This is a genomic window from Haloferax sp. Atlit-10N (genome assembly GCF_003586325.1).
GTDB lineage: Archaea > Halobacteriota > Halobacteria > Halobacteriales > Haloferacaceae > Haloferax > Haloferax prahovense.
Genome location: NZ_PSYX01000001.1, coordinates 654,161 through 679,473, shown reverse-complemented (window position 1 = coordinate 679,473; position 25,313 = coordinate 654,161). Strand labels below are relative to the sequence as shown.

The window sequence follows — 25,313 nt, the reverse complement described above, 5'->3', positions numbered from 1 at the left end:
CGCTGGAACGACTTGTCCCCGACCTCAGACGCCGGTCAGCCGGTTCAGCGCGCCCGACGACCCGGTGACAATCGGCCGGTCGCTGGTGCAGACGTACAGTTCGCCGTCGGGGGCGCGGCCGAACGCGAGGACGTTCGTCCCCCCGTCGTCGCGGTCCGTCACGGGAATCTCCGTGATGTCCCACGGCCGCGACTCGCTCGGGCGGGCGGCGAACAACCGTCCCTCAGACTGCCAGTCGGCGAAGACGTACGCGCCCGAGAGCGCCGAAATCGACTCGCCGCGGTAGACGTGGCCGCCGATAACGGCCACGCCGGACGGTCCGTCCCCGCTGTGGGGGTACTCCAGCACCGGGTCGAGAAGCGGTGCGCCGTCGGGCGTCTCGGTCGGGCAGTCGTCGGCGCGGAAGCAGTGTGCGCCCTCGCGAACGTTCCAGCCGTAGTTGCCGCCGCGCTCCAAGAGGTTCACCTCCTCCCACGCGCCCTGTCCCACGTCGGCGACGTAGCAGTCCTCGCCGTCGAACGAGAGCCGCCACGGGTTTCTGAGCCCCCACGCGTACTGCTCGTCGAGGCCGTCGGAGCCGACGAGCGGGTTGTCCTCGGGGATTCCGTACGGCCGGTCGTCGTCGCCGGAGACGCCGCCGGTGGAGTCCACGTCGATGCGGAGGACGCTCCCGAGGAGGTTCTCGGTCACGTCCTGTCCGTTGCCGCCCGGAACGGCGTCGTACCAGTCGTCGACGTGGCCGCGTCCCTCGTCGTTCGCGCCGCCGCCGTCGCCCGTGGCGACGTAGAGATAGCCGTCCGGACCGAACGCGACGGCTCCGGCGTTGTGGTTCGACTGGGGCTCGGGGAGTTCGAGCAGCGCCCGCTCGGAGTCGACCGAGACCGTCGTCGCCTCGGGGTCGACCGTCAGCTCACTCAGGACGAACGTGTGACTGTAGTTCGAGGGCGTCCCCGAGCGTCGCGGGGCGCTGTACCGGAGGTAGAGCCGCCCGTTGTCGGCGAACTCGGGGTGGAAGGCGACGCCGAGGAAGCCGCGTTCGTCGTAGCCGTTGAGGCCGACGATGCGGTCGGTGATGTCGAGGTACGGCTCGCTCTGTAGTCCCGAGTCGTCGTGCAGCCAGATTCGACCGGGCTGGTCGACGACGAACCGCCGCGACCCGCCGAACGCCTCGGGGATGGCCACGTCGACCGGCGAGGCGAACCCGGTCGCCAGCGTCTCGTAGGCGACTTCGAGACCCGCGAGTGAGCCGTCGGACCCGCCGTTCGCGGTCGCGGTCGCCCCGTCAGTCTCGTCTGGCGTCGCGTCGCTGTCGGTCGTTCCCCCGGCTCCGTCGTCGGTCGGGGCGCTCGCACAGCCCGCGAGGCCGCCGAGGAGGGTCGCGCCGGTCGCGGCGAGGAAATCGCGTCGGGAACCGTTCATGTCAACGTAGAGCGGCGCGACCGGAGTAAGGCTTGCTACGACCGGGCTGGCGAGCCCTCCCCCGTTCGCCCACCGCCCCGCGACTCGAATCGAGCGGCGATTCCGAATCCCTTACCACCCGATAGTGACGACGGGTACGACATGGACGCGGTACTCGCCGCCGACGACCTCAGGAAGTCCTACGGCGACGTGGAGGCGCTCTCGGGCGTCTCCCTGTCGGTCGCCGAGGGAGAGGTCTTCGGCCTCATCGGTCCGAACGGCGCGGGGAAGACGACGCTGGTTCGCGCCCTCACGGGCACGACCGCGGTGGACTCGGGGTCGGCGGCCATCCTCGGGCGCGACCCGACCGAGGTCGACCGCCAGCGCCTCGGCGTCCTCCCGCAGGAGTTTCGGCCCGCGGGTCGGCTCTCCGCCCGCGAACTCGTGGCCTACTACGCGGGGCTCTACGACGACGCCCGCGACCCCGACGCGGTGCTCGACGAGGTCGGCCTCGCCGACGCCGCCGACACGTGGTACGAGAACCTCTCGGGCGGCCAACAGCGCCGCGCCTGCATCGCCCTGACGCTCGTCAACGACCCCGACGTGCTGTTCTTGGACGAGCCGACGACCGGCATCGACCCCGCGGGTCGCCGGTCGCTGTGGGGGCTCGTCGAGGACCTCGCCGCCGGCGGGACGACGGTGTTTCTCACCAGCCACTCGATGGAAGAGATAGAGCGCCTCGCCGACCGCGTGGGCCTGCTCAACGCGGGCGAGCTCGTCACGGTCGGCGAGCCGGACGACCTCGTCGCCGAGTACGGCGGCGAGAGCCGCCTCGTGGTCCGGACCGACGGCGACGCCGACGCGGGCCTCGGGTCGGTGTCGCTGCCGGCCGCGCTCGACGCGACGGTGTCGGGAGACGGCATCACCGTCCACGGCGTCGGCCCGCGCGACATCGGCGACGTGGTCGCCGCCTTCGACGACGCGGGCGTCGTCTACGAGTCGCTCGTCTGGAAACAGCCCGGCCTCGAAGAGGTCTACCTCTCGTTGACCGGCGAGCAGTTCGAGGCGGCCCGGCCCGCCGCGGCCGCCGCGGTCGGAGGTGACAGATGAGCCTCGCCGCCCGCGTCCGCGCTGAGTTCGTCGCCTCGTGGCACGCGTTCCTCCGGCGGCGGACGGCGGTGTTTTTCACCTTCTTCTTCCCCGCCATCATCGTCGTCATCTTCGGGGCGCTCGTGCAGACCCAGCCGACCGGCGGCGGCCTGTTCGCCGAGCCGAAGGAGTACTACATCGCCGGCTACCTTGCGGTCGTCGTGCTGTTCACCCCGCTGTCGCGCGTGGGTAGCACCATCGCGCGCCACCGCGAGGGAAGCCGCTTCGAGAAGCTGGCGACGACGCCGCTGTCTCGGGCCGAGTGGCTCCTCGCGCACTCGCTCGTCAACGTCGTCGTCATCGGCCTCGCGACGCTGTTGCTCCTCGCGCTGTCGGCGCTCGTGACCGGCGCGTCGATTCCGCTGACGCCCGCGACGCTCGCCATCGTCCCCTTCGTCGCGCTCGGCGTGACGCTGTTTTGCGGCCTCGGGGCCGTCATCGGGAGCGTCGCCGACTCGCAGGACGGCGTCATCGCCGCGAGCAACGCCATCGCGCTTCCCCTGCTCTTCCTCTCGGAGACGTTCGTGACGCCCGACCTGCTCCCGCCGTGGTTCGTCCCGGCGCTGAACCTCTCGCCGCTCACGTACTTCGCCCGCGGCGTCCGGGCGCTCACCTACGGCGGCGGCGACTGGGTCACCAACCTCGCGGTGCTCGCGGTGCTCGCGGTCGCGTTCTTCGCGGCGGGCACGGCGGCGATTCCGCGGACCGACTGAGGAGGCGCACCGCCCGCCTGCGGCGCTCGGGGGCGCTCCCGAGGGCGTCCGACGCGCCTGCAAACTCAAGCCTTAACCCGCGGCCGACCCCACGTGGGGGCATGGTCGAAACTGAGACGTACACCATCGAAGGACCGGACGGAGACACCGAAGCACTCGAACTCCCCGCGGGCCTCGTCGATATCTTCTCGGAGCAGGGCGAAGACCCGACCGACGTCGTCGCCGACGTCGTCGTGCAGGCGTTCGCACAGCAGGCGCACGTCGTCGCTCACCACAGCGAGGGCGGTGCACCGGCCGACATCGCCGAAATCAACGAGAAGATGGAAGAGCTGTTCGAGGACCGCTTCGGCGTCCCGCTCTCCGACGCGCTCGGCCACTCGCACTAAGTCGAGTTCGCGGTTGCTGTTTTCGCTGCCGTTCCGAGTCGAAGGCGAGAGCCGCGCGTCTGAGCCGCCGTGGCGGGTCCGCGGCGCTCAGATGAACGCCAGCGGCACCATGACGGCGAAGCCGGCGGCGAGTCCGGCGAGCAGTTCGACCCGACCGCCGCGCGGGAGGCGCTCGCCGAGTTCGAGCGCCTCGGGGATGAACTCCGTGAGGACGAGAAAGACCATCGCGCCCGCGGCGAAGCCGAAGCCGAACGGGAGGAACTCCCGCGCGATGCGGACGAAGTAGAAGGCGATGACCGCGCCGATGGGCTGGGGCAGACTGGAGAAGATAGCCCACCAGACGAGCTTCCAGTTCGAGACGTTCATCGACCGCAGCGGGATGGAGATGGCGAGCCCCTCGGGGACGTTGTGAATCGAGATGGCGAGAGTCATGAACACCGCGAGCAGCGGGACGACGAACCCGAACAGCTGGAAGCCGCCGTCGAGGCCGAGGTCGGCGAAAGAGACGCCGACGGCGACGCCCTCCGGGAAGCTGTGGACGGTGAGGATGCCGAGAATCAACAGCAGTTTGCGGAAATCGGCCTCCTCGTACTGCTTCGGGTTGACCTCCGCACCCTCGATGACGCGATGGGCGACGAGGACGAGTGCGACGCCCGCGAGCATCCCGATACCGAGTTGGAGCGGCGTCCCGTTGGCGAGCCCCTCGAAGACGAGTCCGAACAGTGACGCCGACACCATGATGCCCGAGGCGATACCCCACAGCGCCACGTTCCAGCGGTCGCTCACGTCGGAGACGAAGAAGAACGGAATCGCGCCGAGTCCGGTCGCGATGGCCGTGACGAGCCCGGCGAGAAAGACGAACGCGAGCGCAGAAAACTGGTCCATACCGAACGTAATCATTCGGTACCGATAAGTATTATCATATTCCATATACTTTTGGTTGGCCTAAACTCTGAATTGCGGATAGCTGCGCTCTACTGATTTAGACGGGCCAAAAATCCCCGTCATATTTATAATCGGTATTCTGGTATATGCGTCGGCGTGAGCGATTGCTCGCCGGCGAGAGACGGTGAAGAAAAGACGTCGGTTCCGCGGTACACTCGTACCGAGCGCACCGGACGCACCGGGTGGAGCGTGTTCAGTCGTCGGCCGGCGACGCGCCCTCCGGCGAGTCGCTGTCGCCGCCCATGGGCGAGACGGGGGTGGCCGCGACGGAGCGGGCCGAACCCATCCAGCGCTCGACGTTGGCCGAGACGTAGTCGCGCGCGCCGAAGGCGACCGCGCCGCCGACGCCGATGGCGAGGGCCGCGGCGATGCCCCAGGCGAACGCCTGCGCGATGGTGAACAGGATGGCGACGTCGATGCCCATCGTGCTCAGGCCGATGACGACGGCGGTGAAGTAGAGGAACATCCGGGTGCCGACCGCGAAGACGCTCGTGTACGGCGTCTCGGTCGCTGCGCGGGTCCGCGTGATGGCGTCACCGATGAAGTCGGCGACGACGAACCCGAGGACGACGACGAGCAGGCCGGCCACGAACGACGGCGCGTACGACGCCGCGGTCGAGACCCATTCGGAGAACAGGTCGACCGCGAGCACGTCGGCGGCCGCGAGCACGGCGATGGCGTAGACGAACCACTTACCGAGCGTCCCGAACGCGCCCGAGACGGCCTTTTCGGTCCCGCCGAGAATCTTCCCGACGGGCGTTGCCAACACCGCCTTGTCGACCTCGACGCGGTCGGCGACCCGCGTGATGAGTCGGGCGGCGATGCTGCCGATGAACCAGCCGACGATGAGTATTAACAGCGCGCCCACGAGCCGCGGGACGAACGCGAGCACGGCGTTAGTCAACTCTGCGATGGACTCTGTCAACGTGACTTGTAACGGGTACATTGTTCCGGGTGGAACATCGCGCGCCCGACAGTTAGTTAAGAATATAAGAACCGTGAATAAAATCATCTCGTAATCGGAACCCTCCGATTTCGCCGATACTCGGTGAAACCGGACGGAGCGGCGGGCTACGGGTCGAAACGTCCGTTCCTCGTTCGACTCGCTCACCGGCGAGACAGTCTCGGGTGCGGGTGCGTCCGTCGTGGTTTAATCTCAGCTTGATTCGTCGCCGCGGTCGCGGGACCCAGTGCGCTCGTCGGCGAGGCGGCCGAGCTGTGTCGCGATTTCTTCCATGGCGACGACGAGTCGAGCGGCGTACCAGAGGACGACGACGGTGACGACGAGGAACACCCACGCGAGAATCTGCTGGGCGATGAGGAGCGCGTAGGCGAGCGTCAACACGAGGAAGACTACGACGGCGACTTTCGCGCCGGTGGAACGATGGAGGGGGATGTCGTCGGGTGATGGCGACATAGCCCGTTGTTCTTGGGGGGAGAAGTTATGTATTTGGCCGCCGCGGGCCGGCGGTGTCGACCCCCCTGCTGACGAGCGTAACCGGCCCAATTCTGTGGTATAAATCACGAACCATACCGATTAATTGCGCTACTGTATCGTGCCACCAAAGGCCGTGAGACGCCCCACACCACCGAGTTTATCAGTCAATGACCGGAATCAACAACCAATGGGAGAGCTATCCGAATTGTTCGCGCCGAACCGAATCGCGGTGGTCGGTGCGACCGAGCGCGAAGGAGCAATCGGGCGGGCAATCATGGACAACCTCGTCGACGAGTTCGACGGTGAGGTCGTTCCGGTCAACCCCAAGTACGACGAACTGTTCGGCCTGCAGTGCTACGGCGACGTCGGCGAGACGAACGCCGACCTCGCGGTCATCGTCGTTCCTCCGAAGGTCGTCCTCCCCGCGATGAAGTCCGCCGGGGAAGCGGGCATCGAGAACGTGGTGGTCATCACCGCCGGCTTCGGCGAGACGGGCAGCGAGGGCGCCGCCCGCGAGCAGGAACTCCGCGACATCGCCGAGGAGTACGACCTCAACGTCGTCGGCCCGAACAGTCTGGGAATCATGAACACGGACGTGGGCATGAACGCGACGTTCGGCCCCGACATGGCCCTCGACGGCAACATGTCGTTCATGAGCCAGTCGGGCGCGTTCATCACGGCCGTCATCGACTGGGCCAACGACGAGGACATCGGCTTCAAGGACATCGTCTCCTTGGGCAACAAGGCCGTCCTCGACGAGGCCGACTTCATCGAGGCGTGGAACGACGACCCCGACACCGAGGTCATCATCGGCTACCTCGAAGGCATCTCGGCGGGCCGCGAGTTCATCGACTCCGCCCGCGACGTGACGAAGGACACGCCCATCGTCCTCGTCAAGTCCGGGAAGACCGACGCTGGCGCGCAGGCCGCCTCCTCGCACACCGGCACCATCGCCGGCTCCGACGCGGCCTACGAGGCCGGCCTCGAACAGGCGGGCGTCATCCGCGCGGACTCCGTCCAGCACCTGTTCGACACCGCCCGCGTGCTGGGCGACCAGCCGCTCCCCGAGAACAAGGACGTCGCCGTCATCACGAACGCCGGCGGCCCCGGCGTCATGACGACCGACGCCATCGGCGAGTCGGAGCTGCAGATGGCCGACTTCACCGACGAGACGCTCGAAGCGTTCTCCGAGTCGCTGCCCGCCGAGGGGAACATCTACAACCCGGTCGACATCGTCGGCGACGCCGACAACGACCGGTTCAAGGAGGCCCTCGACGTGGCGCTCGCCGACGACAACGTCGGCATGGCGCTCGTCCTGACCTGTCCGACGGCCGTCCTCGACTACAACCAACTGGCCGCCGACACCGTCGAACTCCAACAGGAGTACGACAAGCCCATCGCCGCCTGCTTCATGGGCGGCGAGCGCGTCGAAACCGCGTCCGACGTGATGAAAGACGCCGGCATCCCGAACTACTTCGACCCCTCGCGCGCCGTCGACGGCCTCGAAGCCCTCTCGGAGTACGCCGACATCCGCCAGCGCGAGTACGACGCGCCCACCGAGTTCGACGTGGACCGCGAGCGCGCCCGCGACATCCTCGAAACCGTCAAGGAACGCGACGAGACTCGCCTCGGGGTCGAGGCGATGGAACTGCTCGACGCCTACGGCATCGAGACGCCGACGGGTGACATCGTCGACGACCCCGCCGACGCGCTCGACGTCGCGGAGAACATCGACGGCGACGTCGTGATGAAAATCGTCAGCCCGGACATCCTCCACAAGTCCGACATCGGCGGCGTCAAGGTCGGCGTCGAAAACGAGGACGTCTACGACGCCTACGAGGACCTCATCACCCGCGCGAAGAACTACCAGCCCGACGCCAACATCCTCGGCGTGCAGGTCCAGGAGATGGTGAACCTCGACGACGGCGTCGAGACCATCGTCGGCATGAACCGCGACCCGCAGTTCGGCCCGCTCATGATGTTCGGCCTCGGCGGCATCTTCGTGGAAATCCTCGAAGACACGACGTTCCGCGTCGCGCCCGTCTCCGAGGCGGAAGCCGAGGACATGACGAAGGAAATCGACGCCGCGCCGATGCTCCGCGGTGCCCGCGGTAACGACCCGGTCGACATCGGCGGCATCACGGAGACCATCCAGCGGCTCTCCCAACTGGTCACCGACTTCCCGGCCATCCTCGAACTCGACATCAACCCGCTCGTCGCGCTGCCGGACGGCGTGAAGGCCGTCGACGTTCGACTCACCGTGGACCCGGACGAACTTTAAACACTTCACCACCCTACCATTCAACAATGAACACGGTACTCGTCACCTCGACCGGAGAAAGCACCGGGAAGACCGCAATCACGCTCGCACTCGGCGTCCTCGCCAAGGAGCGCGGACTGGACGTGGGCTACATGAAGCCCAAGGGCACCCGCCTGCAGTCCAGCACCGGAAAAACCCTCGACGAGGACCCGATGCTCGCCCGCGAACTGCTCGACATCGACGCGGAGATGCACCAGCTCGAACCCGTCGTCTACTCCCCGACGTTCATCCAGGGTGCCGTCCGCGGCAAGGAGAACGCCGAGGAGCTTTCGGAGGTCATCTCCCACCACTTCGAGGACATCTCGGCCGGCAAGGACCTGATGCTCATCGAGGGCGGCGGCTCCTACCGCACCGGCGGCATCGTGGACCTCACCGACGGCGACGTGGCGAACCTCCTCGACGCCGAGGTCATCCTCGTCGCCGACTACCAGCACCCGAGCGACCTAGACGACGTGGTCGCGGCGGTCGAAGACATCGGCCCCGACCGCCTCGCGGGCGTCGTCTTCAACCGCGTGAGCGACGCCTCCTACGACGAACTCGAAACGGAGGTCGCGCCGTTCCTCGAAGCCCGCGGCGTCCCCGTCCTCGGCGTCGTTCCGACCGAAAAAGACCTCGCGGGCGTCACCGTCGAGGAACTCGCGAACGAACTCGGCGCGGACTTCGCGACCGACGCGCCGACGGACGCCTTCGTCGAGCGCTTCCTCGTCGGCGCGATGGGCGGCGACGCGGCGCTTCGCTACTTCCGCCGCACGAAGAACGCCGCGGTCATCACCGGCGGCGACCGCGCGAACATCCAGCGCGCCGCGCTCGAAGCCCCCGGCGTCAAGTGCATCATCCTCACCGGCGGCCACCGACCCGTCGGTGCCGTCATCGGTAAGGCCGAAGAGAAGGGCGTCCCGGTGCTTCTCGTCAACGGCGACACGCTCTCGGTGACCGACCGCGCCGAGGACATCGTCAGCACGGGTCGCACCCGCGACGAGCGCACGGTCAACCGGATGCGCGACCTGCTGTACGAACACGCCGACATCGACGCCATCATCGGAAACATCGAACCGTCCGGTGACGGCGCGGCCGACGACGACGAGTAACGACCGACGCGTCGCTATCGTCGACTACTTTTTCCGAATTCGGACTCAGACCCCGTTTCCGTCGCTCTCGTGCCTATCGAGGTAGTCGTTGACGAGCGACGGTGCGCCGACGCCGACGGCGAGGAGCGCGAGAAACGAGAGCGTGAACTGCCCGCTGGCCGCCTCCACGAGGTAGGCGGCCGGGAGGGCTGCGAGGACGAAGGCGGTGACGACGAGCGTCTGTCGAGAGACCATACGCCCGCCACGTCAGTCAGGAAGTTAACAGCTTTGCGCCTAACAGCGCCAGCCGCGGTCGGTGTCGTTCAGGAGTTCCGCGCCGTCGTCGGTGACGACGACGAGGTCTTCGATTCGGACGCCGAACTCGTCGGGGAGGTAGACGCCCGGTTCGACGCTGAAGACGTTCCCGACCTCGAGTTCGCGGTCGCTCCCGGCGACGATGTAGGGTTCTTCGTGCACGTCGAGGCCGACGCCGTGGCCGGTCCGGTGGATGAAGCGGTCGCCGTAGCCCGCCTCCTCGATGACCTCGCGGGCGGCGCGGTCGACGTCGCCGGCGGCGACGCCCGGTTCGACGGTCTCGACGGCGGCGGTCCGTGCGGCCTGCACGACGCCGTGGACCTCGGCGAACTCCGCGGGTGGCTCGCCGGCGAAGACGACGGTGCGCGTCTGGTCGCTCGGGTAGTGGTCGACGACGGTGCCGAAGTCGAGGACGACCGGGTCGCCCGACTCGATGACGCGGTCGCCGTGGCTGTGGTGGGGCATCGCGCCGTTGGGGCCAGAGCCGACGAGCGGGCCGAAGGGAATCCCCTCGCCGCCCTCGTCGGCGAGGAGGCGCTCGATTTCCGCCGCGAGTTCGTTTTCGGTCATACCGACGGCGTCCGCACCCATGTCGCGGACGCGTTCGACCGCGCGGTCGACGGCCGCGCCGGCGCGGCGGAGCGCGTCGAGTTCGGCGTCGTCCTTCCGCGCGCGGAGCGGGGCGACGACCTCGCTGGCGAGGCCGAAGTCGGCGTCGGGGAGCGCCGCCCGGAGGTCCTGCGAGAAACGGGCCCACATCGTGTCGTCGACGAGGACGCGCCCGCCGGCGAGGTCGAAATTCGAGACCACGTCGTCGAGGGCGTCACGCGGGTCGTCGTCGTCGCTCCACGTGCGCACGTCTCCGACCCACGACTCGGCGCGGACCTGCGTCTCGTAGAGGTCGGGGACGAGAAACGCCGGTTCGCCCTCGCGGGGGACGAAAAGAAGCAGGTGCCGCTCCGCGGGTTCCTCGTCGAAGCCCGAGAGGTACAGCAGGTTTCGGCTGGGGAACAGTACGGCGGCGTCGGCGTCCGCGTCGGCCAATCGTTCCTGACACGCGCGGGTCCGTCGTTCGAAGGGCGTCATGCGAGTGGATACGGGCGGCGGATGAAAAGCGTGGGCGGTCCGCGGGAGCGCGTCGAGGCGCGAACCATCGGGTGGGGCCGGTACGAGGGCGTCCCGCAGGCGGCCTACGCCCTGAGGTCGAGCGGGTCGTAGAGCTGGCCGGTGATGGACTCGAAGGCGTCGGAGGCGGTCACGAGGCCGACCACGGAGCCGCCTTCGGGGTCGCGGACCATGGCGAGTTCCTGATTCTCCGCCTGGAAGCGGTCGATGAGGTCGCTGACCGAGAGGTCCGAGGGAACCGAAAGCGGGGGCGCGGCGATGTCTTCGAGGCGGCGGTCGCCCGACTGGAGGCGGTCGATGTTCGAGAGGACCGTCGGCGCGTAGACGACGCCCCGAACGTCGTCGAGCGAGTCGCCGACGAGCGGGAACCGCGAGTGCTGGGGGTTCGCCCGAATTCGTTCGAGGCTCTCGTCGGTGCTCGCGTCGACCGAGAGCGCGACGACGCGGTCCGCGGGAACCATCACGTCGCGGACGGGTAACTCGCCGATGCGAAGCGCGTTCAGGACCTCCTCGCGGCGGTCCTCGGGGAGCGAGCCCTGCGCGAGGATGTCGCCCATCTGGCTTCGGACCTCGCCGCGGGTGAGCCGGGTGCCCTCGCCGGCGGCGTCACCGTCGCCGTCTTCCTCCTCGTCGATTTCGGCTTCCTGCCACGACCGGGTTATCTCGACGCCGACGAGCGACAGCAGGCGCTTTGCCAGCCAGTCGGCGACGACGATGACCGGGTACATGAGCTTCGTCCAGCCGTACAGGACGGGCGCGGTGTACTTCGCCACCGTGCGAGAGCGCTCGACGCCGAGGTACGTCGGCACCTGCTCGCCGAGGACGACGTGCGAGAGGTTGATGACGACGAGCGCCAGTCCGACCGACAGCGACGTGTGGGAACCCGCCGCCCCACCGCCGCCGAGGACCGCGGCGAAGGTGGCCGCGACGGCCGGTTCGGCGACGACGCCGAGGCCGACGCTAGCGATGGTAATCCCGACCTGACAGCCCGAGAGGTACACCTCCAGCCGCTCTGTCATCTCCCACGCGAGTTCGAGGCCGCGAGACCCCACGAAGGCGGACTCGTCGAACTGCGGCACGCGCGTCATCGCGAACTCCGAGACGACGAAGAAGGCGTTCGCGAGCAACAACACGAGGCCGCCGCCGAGCCGAAGCGCGGTGTCGACACCTACCATGTGGGTCGAGCGTTCGAACCGGACTCTCGTGAGCGTGTCGGCTCCGGTACGACGTTGTGGTTTTTCGAGGAATTATTTTAAACTCAAAAATGTGCCGTAACAACTATGTTTTCGACGGCCGCGGTGTCTGGTATGCGTCAGCAACACAGGCGGACGTTCCTGAAGCTGAGTGGTTCCCTCCTCGGTGGGATCGCCGCCGGGTCGACCGTCGTCGCGGCCGAGCGGACCGACCGGTTCATCGTCGACCTCGGGGGCGGCGACGCGTCGGCGGCGACGAGCGCCGACCTGGAGGTCGTCTACGACCTCTCGCCGGCCGGCGTGGTGGTCGTCGAGGGGAGCGAGTCGGCCGTCTCCGCCCTGAACGCGACCTACGCGCCCGACGTGGAGATAACGCTCGACGCGCCGGCGGTCGAAGACGCGGGTCCGGCCGATGCGGTCGACGAACCCGGCTACGCCGCGCAGTGGGACAAACAGAGCCAGCGGATTCCGGCGGTCCACGACGTGACCCGCGGGGAGGGCGCGCGCGTCGCCGTCATCGACACCGGCGTCGCCGCCGACCACCCGGACCTCGAACACGCGGTCAACGCATCGCTCTCGCGGAACTTCACCGGCGACGGCTTCGGCGCGGGCGTCCCCGCGGGCGGCGACCACGGCACCCACGTCGCGGGCATCGTCGCCGCGAACGACCGAAACGAGACGGGCGTCGTCGGCTCCGCGCCGGGGGCCGAAGTCGTCGACTGCCGCGTGTTCTCGCCGAACACGCTGGCCTCGTTCGCCGACATCCTCGCGGCCCTCGTCTACAGCGCCGAAATCGGCTGCGACGCCGCGAACCTCAGCCTCGGTTCCTACCCGGTCCCGCGACAGGGCGAAGGGAAGTTCTACGGTAAAGTGCTGAACAAGACGCTGACCCATGCCAACCGCTCGGGGACTGTCGTCGTCGTCGCCGCCGGCAACGACAGCGCCGACCTCCAGCACGACGGCGGCATCATCAGCCTCCCCAACGAGGGGGCACAGGCGCTCAGCGTCAGCGCGACCGGACCCAAGGGGACTGCCTTCGACGCGGGCGACGCCGAAGAAGGACCGAAGACACCGGCGTTCTACACGAACTACGGGACCAACGCCGTCGGCGTGGCCGCGCCGGGCGGCGACGCCCTCCTCTCCGCGCAGGAGACCAACCCCGAAACGTGGTTCTACGACCTCGTCTACAACACCGTCTCGACGCCCGCCTACGACGACGACGGGAACTACGTCGGCTCGGCGAACGGCTACGGCTGGAAGGCCGGCACCTCGATGGCCGCGCCGCAGGTCGCCGCCGCCGTCGCGCTCGTGCGGTCGGTCGAACCGGGTCTGAACGCGAATCGGGTCGCGTCGAAACTCGGCCGCACCGCGACCGTCCCCGAGGGGTCCGACAAGGCGTACTACGGGGCCGGCTACCTCGACCCGCTGGCCGCCGTCACCGAGTAACGGCCTCCGCGCCCCCGAGGAGGTTCACCGAGCGAACTGATACCTTAGCTCTCGAACACCTTTATCTCGCGAGGCGTCGCATTGTCACTCATGAGTTGGAAAGCAATCGACGCCCTCGACGACGCCCGTGACGCCACGGCGTCGCTCCTCCTCCCGTTCGACGCGGGTCGATGGGCGCGCCTCGCACTCATCGCCCTCTTCGTCGGCGGCCTCGGCGGGAGCGGCGGTGCCGGAAGCAACACCGGAACGACCACCCCGACCGGAGGCGGGTCGACCGACATCCCGGTCGACTCGCTACCCGGCTTCGTGACGCCCGAAAACGTCGTCGCCGCCGTCATCGCGATTGCGGCGGTCGCTATCGCCCTCAGCATCGTCTGGTCGTTCGTCGGCTCCGTGATGCAGTTCGTCCTCGTGGACGCCGTCGTCACGAAAGACGTGCGCATCCGAAAGCCGTTCCGCGAGCGCTTCTGGCTCGGCGTCAGGCTGTTCGGGTTCCAAGTCGGCCTCCTCGTCGCCGTGCTCGCGGTCATCGGAATCCCGGTCGCGGCGGTGTTCCTCGGCTCCGTCGCGTTCACGCCCGCGGTGGCCCTCTTCGCTATCCCGCTCGTACTGCTCGGGCTCCTGTTGGTGTTCGTGCTCGCGGTCGTCATGCAGTTGACGACCGACTTCGTCGTCCCGACGATGATAGCCGAAGACCGCGCCCTCCTGTCGTCGTGGGGCCGGGTCGTGCCGGTGTTCCGCGCCGAGTTCTCCGAGTTCGGGCTGTACGTCATCGTCCGGTTCATCCTCGGCATCCTCGCGAGCATCGGTATCGGCATCGCGGCCCTCCTCGCCCTGCTCGTCGTCGCCATCCCCTTCGCCATCGTCGGCGGCGGGGCGTTCCTCGCGCTCAACGCCGCGAACGTCGCGTTGACCTCGACGGTCGGGCTGGTCGTCTTCGGCGCGCTCGGGCTCCTGTTCGTCCTCGCGGCCATCGCGGTCGGCGCGGTCGTCCAGATGCCCGTCGTGACCTACTTCCGGTACTATTCGCTGTTCCTGCTGGGCAGCGCCGACGACTCGCTCGACCTCGTCTCGCAGTTCCGGTCCGACGACGACTCGTCGGCCCCGGAAGGCCCGACCCCCGCGTAAGGACCGGCGACTCGCTTCGCCGTTCCGCCTCCATTTTCACGCCGTCGCCGACGTGACCGCCTCACGGTCCAGCCGCCCGAGAAGCACGAGAATCGGAACCATCAGCGCGCCACCGACGACGAACGGTGCCCAGAACGCGACGGCCGTGTAGAGTCCGCCCGCCAGCGCCGGCCCGAACGTCCGGGCGAGGCTCCCCGCGCTCTGGGTGAGGCCGAACGCGCCACCCTGCTCGTCGTCCGTCGCCGAGCGGGAGACGAGCGTGTTCAAGGAGACGTTCGTGAGGGCGTTGCCGAACGACAGCGGCGTCATCACGACGAGGAGCGCGAGCACGCCCGCCGGGAGGACGGGACCGACCGGGAGTATCCTTCCGAGGTCGGGGACGAACGCGCCCAGTTGGGGTGAAAAGGGAACGGCCGCGAGCGTGAGCACCTGAATCGCCGCGCCGGCGACCGCGAGTCGGTACTCGCCGAAGCGGTCGGTGAGCGGGCCGACGAGGCCGCCCTGAACGACCGCGAGGACGACGCCGACGTAGGTGAGGATAATCGCGTTCTCGGTCGCGCCGTAGCCGTACTGGTCGTTGGTGAGGAAGATGAACTGGCTTTCGAGCGCCGAGAAGGCGAAGGAGACGAGGAAGAAGGAGGCGACGAGCGTGCCCAGTCCGGGCGACCGGAGCGCGGAAAGGAGCTGTTGGACGCGGGACTCGCGGTCCCCGGCCGGCGTCCCGCGCGCTTCGGGCGGCCGCGACTCGGGCAGGACGAAGAACGCGACGACGAGGTTCGTTCCGGTGATGGCCGCGGCGGCGAAGCTCGGCAGCGAGAACTCGGAGACGGGGACGAACGCGGGCAGGAGGTCCCGGGCGGCGGCGATGACCGGCTCGCTGGCGAAGAAGCCGCCGAGCGCGGGGCCGAACACGAAGCCGAGGCCGAACGCGGCCCCGAGGAGACCGAGCCCCTTTGCACGCTCGTCCGCCGCGGTGATGTCGGCGATGTACGCCTGTGCGGTGGCGATGTTGCCGCCCATCGCGCCCGCGAGCATCCGCGCGGCGAACAGCACCGCGAGCGACCCGGCGACGCCGAACAGGAGCCACGCGAGGACGCTCCCCGTGAGCGACAAGAGGAGCACGGGTCGCCGACCGCGGGAGTCCGACAGGCGGCCCAAAAACGGCGCGGCGAGGAACTGCATCGCCGAGTAGGAGGCGATGAGCAGACTCCCGACGAACTCTGTCGCACCGAACGAGAGCGCGTACAGGGGAATCACCGGGATGAGGATACCGAAGCCGAGGAGGTCGACGAAGACGATGAAAAAGACCACCCCGAGCGCCCGACGCGGGTTCTCGACTGTCATCGTCTCCTCGTTGGCGGGGTGTCGAATAACCGCACCGATACCCTCCGTCTCGGGGGTAAGCGGTGATTAATTAATACGTTGACAATCCTGAGTGTCAGTATGTCCTTCGAATGGGTCTCGTACTTCACGTGCGAGGAGTGTGGGCTGGAACGCCCGTCGCCGGAGGTTCCCTACGACCGCCTCGGATACGCCGTCTGTCCGAGTTGCGGCGCGGAGACGCGCCCGGCCGCCTCGGCGACGGTCGACGCCTCGACGCCGGTGGATGGGTAGACACTTCGGGCTCCGCCGCCATCCCCCGGTATGAGCTGGACGGAAGTCCGTCGGGACGACCGCATCGTGGAGTGGGAGCGAAGCGACGGTCACGCGACTATTCGGCTCCGTCGCGGGCCGAACGCGTGGCACGTCAGGGTCGACCGACTCTATCAGTCTGCCGAGGGCCGCGGCTACGAGGGTGAGCGGTTCGAGTCGGAATCCGAGGCCCGCGAGACCGCCGAGGCGTGGAAGGACGAGTACGACGTGGAGAACTGAGCTACTGGAGTCGGCGCGTCGTCTCGACCAGCGGGTGTCGCGCGTAGTCGACGATATCGATGTCCGAGATAGATTTGAGGCCCTCTTTTTCCGCGGTCCGCTGCATGCCGAGTTCGACGGGGTCGTCGACGACGATGACGTAGGCGTCCATCTCCTCGATGCCGATTCGGTCGGCCGCGAGGACGCGGTGGTGGCCGTCGGCGAGGAGCAGCGTCCCGTTGTTGTCGATGACGACGAGCGGCTCCGCGAGGCCGCGTTCGAGTTCGTACCGGCGACCGTCGAGTTCGTCGGCGTAGACGCGGGCCTGCGTGGGAATGAGGTTCGAAAGCGAGACCGTGCGGCGCTCTTGATGGACCGTGATGCCGTGAATCTGTTCGAGCGTCCGCATGAGTTTGCCCACTTTCTCCGGCGTCGCGCGCTCGATTTGGCTCCGGATGACGTCGGTGTTCGAGATGATGCCGACGAGGTTGCCCGCGTCGTCGACGACCGGGAGCTTCTGGATGCCCGACCGGAGGATGACGCGGGCGGCGTCGTTCACGTCCATCTCGGGGTGAGCGACGACGAGGTCCGTCGCCATCACCGTCTCGATGGGGGCGGCGTCGTCGGCGAGGAGGATATCGCGCGCCGTGACGAAGCCCTCGGCCTTGCGGCCGTCGCAGACGGGAAACCCGTTGTGCCCGTCGCTCTCCGCGATGCGTTGGGCGACGTCCGCGACCGTGTCGGTCGGAGAGACGGTCTGGACCTCGCGCGTCATGTACTCCTTGACGGTCGCTTTGGTACTCATCTCCCACCTCATAGGGCCACCGTCGGCAAAAACGTGTGGGCGTTCACTCATCGAGCGGGTACTCGAAGGCCACGTCGGTATCCAGACTCGGCGTCGGCGTCGCGTGCTCCAGCGTCTCGAACATCCGCCCGGCGACGATGTCCGTGACGATGGTGGCGAGCGACTCCCGCGAGTCGTCGCCCACGTCGTCGAGGATGCCCAGTGGAATCTGTGCGCCCGCCATATCCGCGTGGCCGCCGGCGCTCCCGATAGAGCCGAGGGCGTCGCGGAACGTCTCACCGAGGTCGATTTTCGCCCCGCGGGCGCGACCGGAGACGTAGACGGTGCCGTCCATCAGGCCGTAGACGACCGTCACCTCGACGCCCTCCATCCCGAGGAGGTGGTCGGCGGCCTGCGCGAGCGCGTCCCGCTCGCGGATGTCGCCGACGTTCGTCGTGAGGACGTTCCCCCGAACGTCGCGGTTCGAGATGGCGCGGGCGAGCGTCTCCATCGTCTCGGAGGTCAGACTCGGCGTCTCGACCCGTTCGAGCAGGTCCACGTCGACGTGAGGGATGAGGAAGGCGGCGGCCTCGAAGTCGGCGGTCGAGACCTCCCGCGTGAAGTCGTTGGTGTCGACCTGAATCCCGAACAGGAGGGCCGTCGCCACCGTCGTGTCGGGGACGATGCCGAGCCGTTCGAGGTACTCCGCGAGCAGCGTGCTCGTCGCACCGACGCCGCGTCTGAGGTCCACGTACGCCGCTTCGACCGGCGCGCGCGGCGGGTGGTGGTCGATGACGATGTCGATGGTCGTCTCCGGCGGCAGGCGGTCGTTGACGCCCGGCCGGGAGTGGTCGACGAGCGCGAAGCCGGCGTACTCGTCGTCCGCCGGAACCTCGTCGAGAACCCGAAGGTCCAAATCGAGGAGGTTCACGAGCGCGCGGTTCTCCTGGTGAGAGATGTCGCCGAAGTAACACACGTCTGCGTCGACGCTCGCCCGCTGGGCGATGGCCTGCAACGCCAGCGCCGCGGCGATGGCGTCGGGGTCCGGGTTGTCGTGCATCACGACCGCGAGCCTGCCGTCGAGGTTTCGGAGGACCCGCATCAGGCGGTTCAACCGCTCCGTGTGCGACGTGCCGACGGCGTCGAGGATTCGACCGGAGACGATTCGACGCGGGTCGATGACCTCGTCGGCGATCGCGTCGATGTCGGCGCGGACCGACGGGTCCGCGTCGTCGCCGAGGTAGACGACGAGCGGCGCGTCGGGGAATCGGTCGCGGGCCGCGCGCGCCGCGTCGAGGTTCGACGCCGAGGACTGCCCTCCGACGATGACGAGGTCGACCGCGTCGGGGTAGTTCGACGGGTCTGCGGGGTCGCCCTCCCTCGCGGCGATGCCGTCCGAGCGGAGGTCATCGGCGCGGCCCTTCCGGTCCGTGACGACCGTTACCGTCCCCCCGCGGTCGGCGAGTAGCCCGACGAGGTTCCCGCCGAGCGACCCGCAGCCGAGAACCAGGCGACGTACCATACACGGAGGGTCGGACTCCGGCCGCAAAACCCTACCGTCCTCCCATCCGGCGATGATATTATGTCATGCCAACGCATGACACATATACGATGGAACTCGAGACGCAACTGCTCCCCGAGTCGCGAGCCGAGTCGTTCGTCCGAACCTGTCGAACCGTCGTCGGCGACGACCTCAGGAGCGTGACGTACTTCACGCACGACCGCTGCGACCAGATATACCTCCGAAGCGACCTCGAAGCGGACGCCGACCTCACCGGGTTCGTCGAACACGAGACCGACGGGTTTCAGGCGCGGACCGCCTACCGCGGCTCCGAACTCGGGAACTACCGATACACCGTCCGTGCGTTCGACCACGGGTACCTCACCCGGGTGACGGCCGACGACAAGGGCGTGTTCGTCACCACCGACGGCCTGACGCTCAGGCGTTCCGAGGAGCTGGCGTCGGCGCTCGGCGAGTTACTGCGAGAATAAAAGAAACCGAATCGAACCGAATCGCCGAAACGCTCAGAAGAGCGCGGCGGCGACGGTCTGAGCCGTCTCGATGACGGGTTGGAAGCCGGGCAGGAGCAGGACCGTCCCGACCGCGGCGAAGATGATCGCCACGTAGAGACCGACCGGCTGGCTGCCGATTTCGAGGGGCTTCGACGGCTCCTCGATCCACATCGCCTTCACGACGCGGCTGTAGTAGAACAGCGACAGCGCGCTGTTGACCGCGCCGACCGCGGCGAGCCACCAGAAGCCCGACCCGATAGCCGACTCGAACAGGGCGTACTTCGAGAAGAAGCCGCCGAACGGCGGAAGCCCCGCGAGCGAGAACATGAAGACGGTCATCGCCGAGGCGGCGATGGGTGCCTTCGACGCGATACCGTTGTAGTCCTCGAAGGTGCGGCCGAGACCCCACTTTTCGACCATGGCGATGAACAGGAACGCGCCCGTGTTCATGAAGCCGTAGACGAACAGGTGGGCCATGCTCGCGCCGAGCACGTCACCGTTCGCGGCACCGCCGTCAGTGGTGATTGCCGCGAGGCCGATGAGTGCGTACCCTGCGTGACCGATAGAGGAGTACGCGAGCATCCGCTTGACGTTGTTCTGGGTCGCCGCCGCGAAGTTACCGAGCGTCATGGTGACGACGGCGAGCACCGCGAACAGCAGCGACCAGTCGACGCTCCCGCCGCCGACCGCGGTGACGGTTTCGAGGGGGAACGCGACGGTGAACACGCGGAAGGCGACGGCGAAGCCGGCCGCCTTCGACGCCGACGAGAGGAACGCGCTCACGGGAGCGGGCGCGCCCTCGTAGGCCTCCGGCGCCCAGAAGTGGAACGGGACGGAGGCAGTCTTGAATGCGAAGCCGCCGGCGATCATCAGCACGCCGAGACCGAGGACACCGACGAGTTCGGTGCCTTCGGCGAGCGACGCGGCGACTTCCGGGAGCACCAGCGAGCCGGTGACGGCGAACACGAGGCTGATACCGAACGCGAACACCGCCGACGACAGCGCGCCGATGAGGAAGTACTTCAGACCGGCCTCGATGCTGCCGCGGTCCTTCTTGAGGAACGCGACGAGCGCGTACGAGGGCAGGGACGCCAGTTCGAGGCTGATGAAGACGGTCGCCAGCGAGTTCGACATCCCCATGAGCGTCATGCCGGTCGTGGCGAATATCACGAGCGAGTAGAACTCACCCTGGTGGGCCTCATCCGCGAGGTAGTCGTAGGAGGCGACGGTCACCATCGCGGCGACGCTGGTGAAGATGAGCGTGAAGAACAGGCTCATCCCGTCGACGACGAGCGCGTCGCCGTACAGCGAGATAGCGCCGCCCGTGGACTCCATGCCGGTTCCGTTGATGAGGAACCAGCCGGCGATACCGCCGGCGGCGAGCGCGCCGAGCGTCGCCGTGCCGGCCAGAAGGCCGTTGTTCGTGGAGTCCGGGTCGATGGTGTCGATGAGCAGCAGCGCGAGCCCCGTCAGCGCGAGCACGATGGCGGGAGCCGTCGCCGCCCACTCTGGGAGCGTCTGGAGGGGCGTCATCTAGAACGCACCTCCCAGTTCGAGAATCGGGTTAACCGCGTCCTGAATCATCGTGAAGAAGATGTCCGGAGAGACACCGAGCACGATGGTGAGCAGGAGCAGCACCGCGAGGGGTGCGACGTCGTGGAACGGCGCTTCCGTGATGTCGTAGTCGCCGTCGAACCGGAAGGGTCCGAACAGCGTCCGCTGCATCGCGAACAGCAGGTAACCGGCGACGATGACGATACCGAACATCGCGGCGCCGGTGAACAGCGGCATGGCCTCCATCACCGTGGACTCGAACGCGCCCTTGAAGATGAAGAACTCGGCCGCGAAGCCGGCCATGAGCGGCAGACCCATGTACCCGAACGCACCGGCGACGAAGATGCCCGCCGTGACGGGCATCCGGTCGGCGATGCCGGACATGTCCGACACCATGCGCGTGTGGGTCGTGTTGTAGATGACGCCGACGGCCATGAACATGAGTCCGGAGATGAGACCGTGGGCGACCATCTGGAAGGTCGCACCGCCGACGCCGTAGGTGGTGTAGGCAATGAGACCGAGGATGACGTACCCCATCGACGAGACGGAGGAGTACGCGACGATGCGCTTGAGGTCCTGCTGGGCCAGCGCGAGCAGTGCGCCGTAGATGACGCTTGCGACGGCGAGCAGGGCGATGGGAAGCGCGAAGGCGCGCGCCGTCTCCGGCAGCATCGTGAAGTTGAACCGGAGCAGGGCGTACGTACCCATCTTCAGGAGGACCCCGGCCAGCATGACCGACACCGGCGTGGGGGCCTCAACGTGTGCGTCCGGCAGCCACGTGTGGAGCGGGGCGACCGGGACCTTCACCGCGAACCCGAAGAACATCGCGACGAACGCGACCGACGCGAGCGCGCCGGCCGACAGTCCCGCGAAGCTCCCGAGCTGTCCGGCCTGCAACGCCTGCGCGATTTCGGGCAGGCGGAACGACGAGATCGAGTCGCCGAGACCGAACACGAGCGAGATGAACCCGATGAACATCACGAGCGACGCGATGTTCGTGTAGACGAAGAACTTGATAGCCGCGTACTTGCGGCGTGGGCCGCCCCAGACGCCGATGAGGAAGTACATCGGCAGGAGCACAGCCTCCCAGAAGATGAACCAGACGAAGAAGTCGAGCGCCGTGAAGACGCCGAGCAGGTTCGCCTCCATGAGAAGCATCAGGCCGAAGAACTGGGACTGACGCTCCGAGATGGGCGTCCACGCGCTGACGATAGCGAGCGTGGTGAGGATGGTCGTAAGGACGACAAGCGGCATGCTGATGCCGTCGACGCCGACCATCCAGTGAATGTCGTACTGGCCGAGTTGCAGCCAGGCGACGTCTGTCTCGAACGCGATGTTCCCGCCGAGTAAGGCGTTCCCGCTCGCGTCGTACTGTTGCCACATGTAGAGGCTCCCGACGACGGGAGCCAGACTCAGCGCGAAGGCCGCCTTGCCGGCGTACCGGTTCGGCAGGACGAAGGTGACCAGCGCGGCGAGGAACGTGACTGCGATGAGCGCTTCGATTATCATGCGAACCAACCTCCGAGCAGACCGAGACCGAGAAGCAGCGCGGTCAGACCGAGCGTGAGGAGCGCGGCGTAGTTGCTCACCACACCGGTCTGAATGCGCTTGACGCGACCGCCAGCGAACAGGCTCACGCTGGAGATACCGTTGACGACGCCGTCGACGATACCCTGGTCGAACTTATCGAGGACGCGCGAGATGGGTTGGACGACGCCGGTCGCGATCCAGACCTGGTACTCGTCTTGGTAGTAGTTGTTGTACAGTACGGTCTTGATGCTCCCGAGCTTGTCCGTGTGTTCGACAGGCTCGGGGACGTTGTACAGCACGTGCGCGAGCGCGGCACCGCCGAGCGCGAAGCCGAGCGAGACGGCCGCCCCGATAGCAACCGTTCCGGCCTCGCCGCCGATGTAGCCCGAACTGTACGGGATGAGTTCGGCGTAGTGGTGCGCGTTCAGCGAGCTGAAGCTCCCGTCGAGGAACTGGTGTAGGAAGTCGATGCCCTTGATACCGAAGAGCTTCTCGACCGGGACCATGTTGACGAGCCCGGTCGTCGCGGCGAGCACGCCGAGGACGGCGAGCGGACCCTTGACGTTCCAGCGAACGCCGTGGGGGTCACGCGCCGTTCCGGACCGTGGCTCGCCGTGGAAGGTGAGGAACACCATCCGGAAGGTGTAGAACCCCGTGAAGAACACGGCGAGCAGGCCCATCGCGTACGCGGCGAGCAGAATCGGACTGCCGCCGAGGCCGTGGATGAGCGTCTCGTAGAGGACCTCGTCTTTCGACCAGAAGCCCGCGAACGGGACGATGCCCGCGAGGGCGAGCGACCCGGAGAGGAACGCGTAGTAGGTCACAGGCATCTTGTCTTTCAGACCGCCCATGTCCCACATGTTCTCGTTGTGGTGCATCGCGATGATGACCGAACCGGCACCGAGGAAGAGCAGCGCCTTGAAGAAGGCGTGCGTCATGAGGTGGAACGTCGCCGCGACGTAGCCACCGGCACCGAGGCCGAGCATCATGTAGCCGTACTGGCTGATAGTCGAGTACGCGAGCACCTGCTTGATCTCTTTCTTGACGACGCCCATGGTCGCCGCGAAGAGAGCGGTGAATCCGCCGATGAGGGCGATGATAGCGAGCGTCGTCGGCGTCAGCACGTAGAACCCGTACATCCGGGCGACGAGGTAGACGCCGGCCGCGACCATCGTCGCTGCGTGGATGAGCGCGGAGACGGGCGTCGGACCTTCCATCGCGTCCGGAAGCCACGTGTGCAGGGGGAACTGCGCGGACTTACCGACGACGCCTCCGAGAACGAGGAGGCCGACGACGGTGAACCACGCCTGTTCGCCCATACCGAGGAACGTGTTGACCGAGTGTTCGCCGTTGAGCGCCTCCTCGGCGAGGACCGGGAAGGCGTCCGGACCGGCGAAAGCGGCGGAGCCGAACGTCGCGAAGACGGCGACGACGCCGATGAGGAAGAAGTAGTCACCGAAGCGGGTGACGAGGAACGCCTTCTTCGCGGCACTCGGCGGGCCGTCCTGCCGGAAGTGGAAACCGATGAGCAGGTAGGAACACAGGCCCACCAGCTCGAAGAACATGAACGCCATGAGCAGGTTGTCGGCGACGACGAACCCGAGCATGGAGGCCGTGAACAGGCCGAGTCCGGCGTAGTAGCGCGGGAGGCCCGTCTCGCCCTCGTCGTTCATGTATCCGAGGCTGAAGATGTGGACGAGGAGCGCGACGAGCGTCACGATGACGAGCATCATCGACGAAAGCGGGTCGATGAGCAGACCGAACGTCAGGTTGATCGCGTCGAGGCCCTCCGCCCACGTGTAAATCGTTTGGTTGTAGGTCTGTCCGCCGCTGACGGCGAAGAACGTCGCGATGGACAGGACGAACGAGCCTGCCGTCGCGCCGATGCCCGCCAGCGCGCCTCCCTTCGGCATGTACCGTCCCGCCCCGAGTGCAATCAGGAACGAGAGGAACGGGAGGAGGACGATGGCCGGAGCGAAGTCTAAGATACCTGCCATATATTACCACCTCATCGTGGTCGCGTTGGTCACGTCCACGTCGTCGAAGTTACGGTACAGTACGAGGATGATACCGATACCGACTGCGACCTCCGCGGCCGCGAGCGCCAGCGTGAACAGGGTGAACGTTTGCCCCGTAACGTTCCCCCAGTAGAGCGAGAACGCGACGAGATTGATGTTTGCGGCGTTCAGCATCAGTTCGACCGACATCAGGAACAACAGCGCGTTCCGTCGAGTCAAGAGGCCGAAAATGCCGATGCAGAACACGGCTGCCGACAAGAGCAGATAGTATTGCGGGGGCACCATCAGCGGTCACCCTCCTCGTCGTCGAACAACGTTCGCTTGATTTCACGGCCGCCGTCGGTCAGAATAGTCCGCATCTGACCACCCTCCTCGCGCCGTGCGAGGTGGATGGCACCGTCAAGAGCGACGTCGAGCGTTACCGCGATGACGATGAACGCGGCGAGGAACCCTTCCCCGGCGACGTCCCCGAAGTCGAGGTTGAACATCGAATAGCCGATGCTCGCGGTGATGTTTGCTCCCTCTGCGAACCCCTGTGGGTTCGGGAACGACGCGCCGAGGAACACGACCGCCATCACGACGAACAGCGCGACGGCAGCCAGTCCGGGCACGAGGTGCGAACCGAGTTTCAGCTGCGGTTTCGTGGTCATGTACTACTCACCTCCGGATCGATACGCGTCAGCATCACGGCGAACGTGATGAGAATCAGTACCCCGCCGACGTAGACGAGGACTTGCATGGCGGCGAGGAACTCCGCCTGCAACATCACGTAATGCACCGCGACGCTCAAGAGCGCGCCCCCGAGCAGGAGTGCGGAATGCCAGATGTCCCGCACGAGGACGACGCCCAGGCTGCAGCCCACGGTGACGAGGGCGAACAGCGCGAACGCGATGGTTTCATAAACCATTGTGTATGTCTCCTTGAGATATCCCTTTGAACA

General features: G+C 67.2%; 26 protein-coding genes. 10 read left to right on the top strand and 16 right to left on the bottom strand.

Translation table 11 applies throughout. From position 1 onward, the window contains the following. Window positions 1-24 precede the first annotated feature (24 nt). Window positions 25-1,419 (bottom strand): sorbosone dehydrogenase family protein, encoded by a 1,395-nt coding sequence (locus C5B91_RS03515; RefSeq protein WP_115819099.1) that lies wholly within the window; start codon window positions 1,417-1,419, stop codon window positions 25-27. Between the two features lie 141 nt (window positions 1,420-1,560). On the opposite strand from C5B91_RS03515, the gene C5B91_RS03510 reads away from it, so the two are divergent. From C5B91_RS03510 to C5B91_RS03500, 3 genes are all read left to right on the top strand, one after another. Next, on the top strand, window positions 1,561-2,508 hold the full coding sequence (locus tag C5B91_RS03510; RefSeq protein WP_115819098.1) for an ABC transporter ATP-binding protein: 948 nt from the start codon (window positions 1,561-1,563) through the stop codon (window positions 2,506-2,508). After that, the gene (locus C5B91_RS03505; RefSeq protein ID WP_115819097.1) at window positions 2,505-3,260 is read left to right on the top strand and encodes an ABC transporter permease; all 756 of its coding nucleotides are present in this window, start codon (window positions 2,505-2,507) and stop codon (window positions 3,258-3,260) included. The genes C5B91_RS03510 and C5B91_RS03505 overlap by 4 nt, the downstream gene beginning before the upstream one ends. A gap of 101 nt (window positions 3,261-3,361) precedes the next feature. Continuing rightward, a complete protein-coding gene (locus tag C5B91_RS03500) occupies window positions 3,362-3,646 on the top strand; it encodes a hypothetical protein (protein WP_008092543.1) in 285 nt (94 codons plus the stop codon). A gap of 87 nt (window positions 3,647-3,733) precedes the next feature. Here the strand turns inward: C5B91_RS03500 and C5B91_RS03495 are convergent, their stop codons facing one another. From C5B91_RS03495 to C5B91_RS03485, 3 genes are all read right to left on the bottom strand, one after another. Next, the gene (locus tag C5B91_RS03495) at window positions 3,734-4,531 is read right to left on the bottom strand and encodes a ZIP family metal transporter (RefSeq protein ID WP_008092541.1); all 798 of its coding nucleotides are present in this window, start codon (window positions 4,529-4,531) and stop codon (window positions 3,734-3,736) included. Between the two features lie 253 nt (window positions 4,532-4,784). Next, window positions 4,785-5,537: a hypothetical protein gene (locus C5B91_RS03490; protein WP_008092539.1), complete on the bottom strand. Its 753-nt coding sequence runs from the start codon at window positions 5,535-5,537 to the stop codon at window positions 4,785-4,787. Between the two features lie 210 nt (window positions 5,538-5,747). Then, entirely contained in the window at window positions 5,748-6,008 is a 261-nt protein-coding gene (locus C5B91_RS03485) for a hypothetical protein (RefSeq protein ID WP_008092536.1), read from the bottom strand. 208 nt (window positions 6,009-6,216) lie between these two features. Between C5B91_RS03485 and C5B91_RS03480 the strand changes: the two genes are divergently transcribed. Next, window positions 6,217-8,310: an acetate--CoA ligase family protein gene (locus C5B91_RS03480; RefSeq protein WP_049968281.1), complete on the top strand. Its 2,094-nt coding sequence runs from the start codon at window positions 6,217-6,219 to the stop codon at window positions 8,308-8,310. 26 nt (window positions 8,311-8,336) lie between these two features. Continuing rightward, window positions 8,337-9,437 carry a phosphotransacetylase family protein gene (locus tag C5B91_RS03475; protein WP_008092532.1) on the top strand — a complete coding sequence of 367 codons (1,101 nt, stop codon included), beginning with the start codon at window positions 8,337-8,339 and terminating at the stop codon, window positions 9,435-9,437. 45 nt (window positions 9,438-9,482) lie between these two features. On the opposite strand, the gene C5B91_RS03470 is transcribed toward C5B91_RS03475, so the two are convergent. The 3 genes from C5B91_RS03470 to C5B91_RS03460 all read right to left on the bottom strand — a co-directional run bounded on the left by C5B91_RS03470 (window position 9,483) and on the right by C5B91_RS03460 (window position 12,031). After that, entirely contained in the window at window positions 9,483-9,671 is a 189-nt protein-coding gene (locus C5B91_RS03470; protein ID WP_008092530.1) for a hypothetical protein, read from the bottom strand. A 39-nt stretch (window positions 9,672-9,710) separates the two neighbouring features. Further along, window positions 9,711-10,817: a Xaa-Pro peptidase family protein gene (locus C5B91_RS03465; protein ID WP_008092528.1), complete on the bottom strand. Its 1,107-nt coding sequence runs from the start codon at window positions 10,815-10,817 to the stop codon at window positions 9,711-9,713. 104 nt (window positions 10,818-10,921) lie between these two features. Beyond that, window positions 10,922-12,031: a CNNM domain-containing protein gene (locus C5B91_RS03460; protein ID WP_115819096.1), complete on the bottom strand. Its 1,110-nt coding sequence runs from the start codon at window positions 12,029-12,031 to the stop codon at window positions 10,922-10,924. A 132-nt stretch (window positions 12,032-12,163) separates the two neighbouring features. Here C5B91_RS03460 and C5B91_RS03455 point away from each other — a divergent pair, with 132 nt between their 5' ends. Next, entirely contained in the window at window positions 12,164-13,495 is a 1,332-nt protein-coding gene (locus C5B91_RS03455) for a S8 family serine peptidase (protein ID WP_049968617.1), read from the top strand. A gap of 90 nt (window positions 13,496-13,585) precedes the next feature. Next, window positions 13,586-14,623: a hypothetical protein gene (locus tag C5B91_RS03450; RefSeq protein ID WP_008092522.1), complete on the top strand. Its 1,038-nt coding sequence runs from the start codon at window positions 13,586-13,588 to the stop codon at window positions 14,621-14,623. A gap of 36 nt (window positions 14,624-14,659) precedes the next feature. On the opposite strand, the gene C5B91_RS03445 is transcribed toward C5B91_RS03450, so the two are convergent. Continuing rightward, window positions 14,660-15,967: a tetracycline resistance MFS efflux pump gene (locus C5B91_RS03445; protein WP_008092520.1), complete on the bottom strand. Its 1,308-nt coding sequence runs from the start codon at window positions 15,965-15,967 to the stop codon at window positions 14,660-14,662. 99 nt (window positions 15,968-16,066) lie between these two features. On the opposite strand from C5B91_RS03445, the gene C5B91_RS22285 reads away from it, so the two are divergent. Together C5B91_RS22285 and C5B91_RS03440 are read left to right on the top strand one after the other, a co-directional pair. Next, on the top strand, window positions 16,067-16,237 hold the full coding sequence (locus C5B91_RS22285) for a hypothetical protein (protein WP_008092516.1): 171 nt from the start codon (window positions 16,067-16,069) through the stop codon (window positions 16,235-16,237). 30 nt (window positions 16,238-16,267) lie between these two features. Further along, complete coding sequence (locus tag C5B91_RS03440) at window positions 16,268-16,495, top strand: hypothetical protein (protein WP_008092514.1); 228 nt, start codon at window positions 16,268-16,270, stop codon at window positions 16,493-16,495. A gap of 1 nt (window position 16,496) precedes the next feature. On the opposite strand, the gene C5B91_RS03435 is transcribed toward C5B91_RS03440, so the two are convergent. Then, the gene (locus C5B91_RS03435; protein ID WP_004977633.1) at window positions 16,497-17,279 is read right to left on the bottom strand and encodes a CBS domain-containing protein; all 783 of its coding nucleotides are present in this window, start codon (window positions 17,277-17,279) and stop codon (window positions 16,497-16,499) included. A gap of 43 nt (window positions 17,280-17,322) precedes the next feature. Further along, window positions 17,323-18,780, bottom strand: coding sequence for a DHHA1 domain-containing protein (locus C5B91_RS03430; protein ID WP_008092513.1), 1,458 nt, complete (start codon window positions 18,778-18,780; stop codon window positions 17,323-17,325). An 89-nt stretch (window positions 18,781-18,869) separates the two neighbouring features. Here C5B91_RS03430 and C5B91_RS03425 point away from each other — a divergent pair, with 89 nt between their 5' ends. After that, window positions 18,870-19,250 carry a hypothetical protein gene (locus C5B91_RS03425; protein ID WP_008092512.1) on the top strand — a complete coding sequence of 127 codons (381 nt, stop codon included), beginning with the start codon at window positions 18,870-18,872 and terminating at the stop codon, window positions 19,248-19,250. Between the two features lie 33 nt (window positions 19,251-19,283). Here C5B91_RS03425 and C5B91_RS03420 read toward each other — a convergent pair whose 3' ends face one another. From C5B91_RS03420 to C5B91_RS03395, 6 genes are read right to left on the bottom strand one after another with little or no spacing between them, the layout of a single operon-like run. After that, window positions 19,284-20,804 (bottom strand): NADH-quinone oxidoreductase subunit N, encoded by a 1,521-nt coding sequence (locus C5B91_RS03420; protein WP_008092511.1) that lies wholly within the window; start codon window positions 20,802-20,804, stop codon window positions 19,284-19,286. Beyond that, complete coding sequence (locus C5B91_RS03415) at window positions 20,805-22,334, bottom strand: NuoM family protein (protein WP_008092510.1); 1,530 nt, start codon at window positions 22,332-22,334, stop codon at window positions 20,805-20,807. After that, window positions 22,331-24,352 carry an NADH-quinone oxidoreductase subunit L gene (gene nuoL / locus C5B91_RS03410; protein ID WP_008092507.1) on the bottom strand — a complete coding sequence of 674 codons (2,022 nt, stop codon included), beginning with the start codon at window positions 24,350-24,352 and terminating at the stop codon, window positions 22,331-22,333. Before nuoL ends, C5B91_RS03415 begins: the two co-directional genes overlap by 4 nt. A gap of 3 nt (window positions 24,353-24,355) precedes the next feature. Then, the gene (gene nuoK, locus C5B91_RS03405) at window positions 24,356-24,658 is read right to left on the bottom strand and encodes an NADH-quinone oxidoreductase subunit NuoK (RefSeq protein WP_008092506.1); all 303 of its coding nucleotides are present in this window, start codon (window positions 24,656-24,658) and stop codon (window positions 24,356-24,358) included. Next, the gene (locus C5B91_RS03400) at window positions 24,658-25,023 is read right to left on the bottom strand and encodes an NADH-quinone oxidoreductase subunit J (protein ID WP_008092505.1); all 366 of its coding nucleotides are present in this window, start codon (window positions 25,021-25,023) and stop codon (window positions 24,658-24,660) included. Before C5B91_RS03400 ends, nuoK begins: the two co-directional genes overlap by 1 nt. Further along, entirely contained in the window at window positions 25,020-25,280 is a 261-nt protein-coding gene (locus C5B91_RS03395) for an NADH-quinone oxidoreductase subunit J (protein ID WP_004977641.1), read from the bottom strand. The genes C5B91_RS03400 and C5B91_RS03395 overlap by 4 nt, the downstream gene beginning before the upstream one ends. Between the last annotated feature and the right edge of the window lie 33 nt (window positions 25,281-25,313).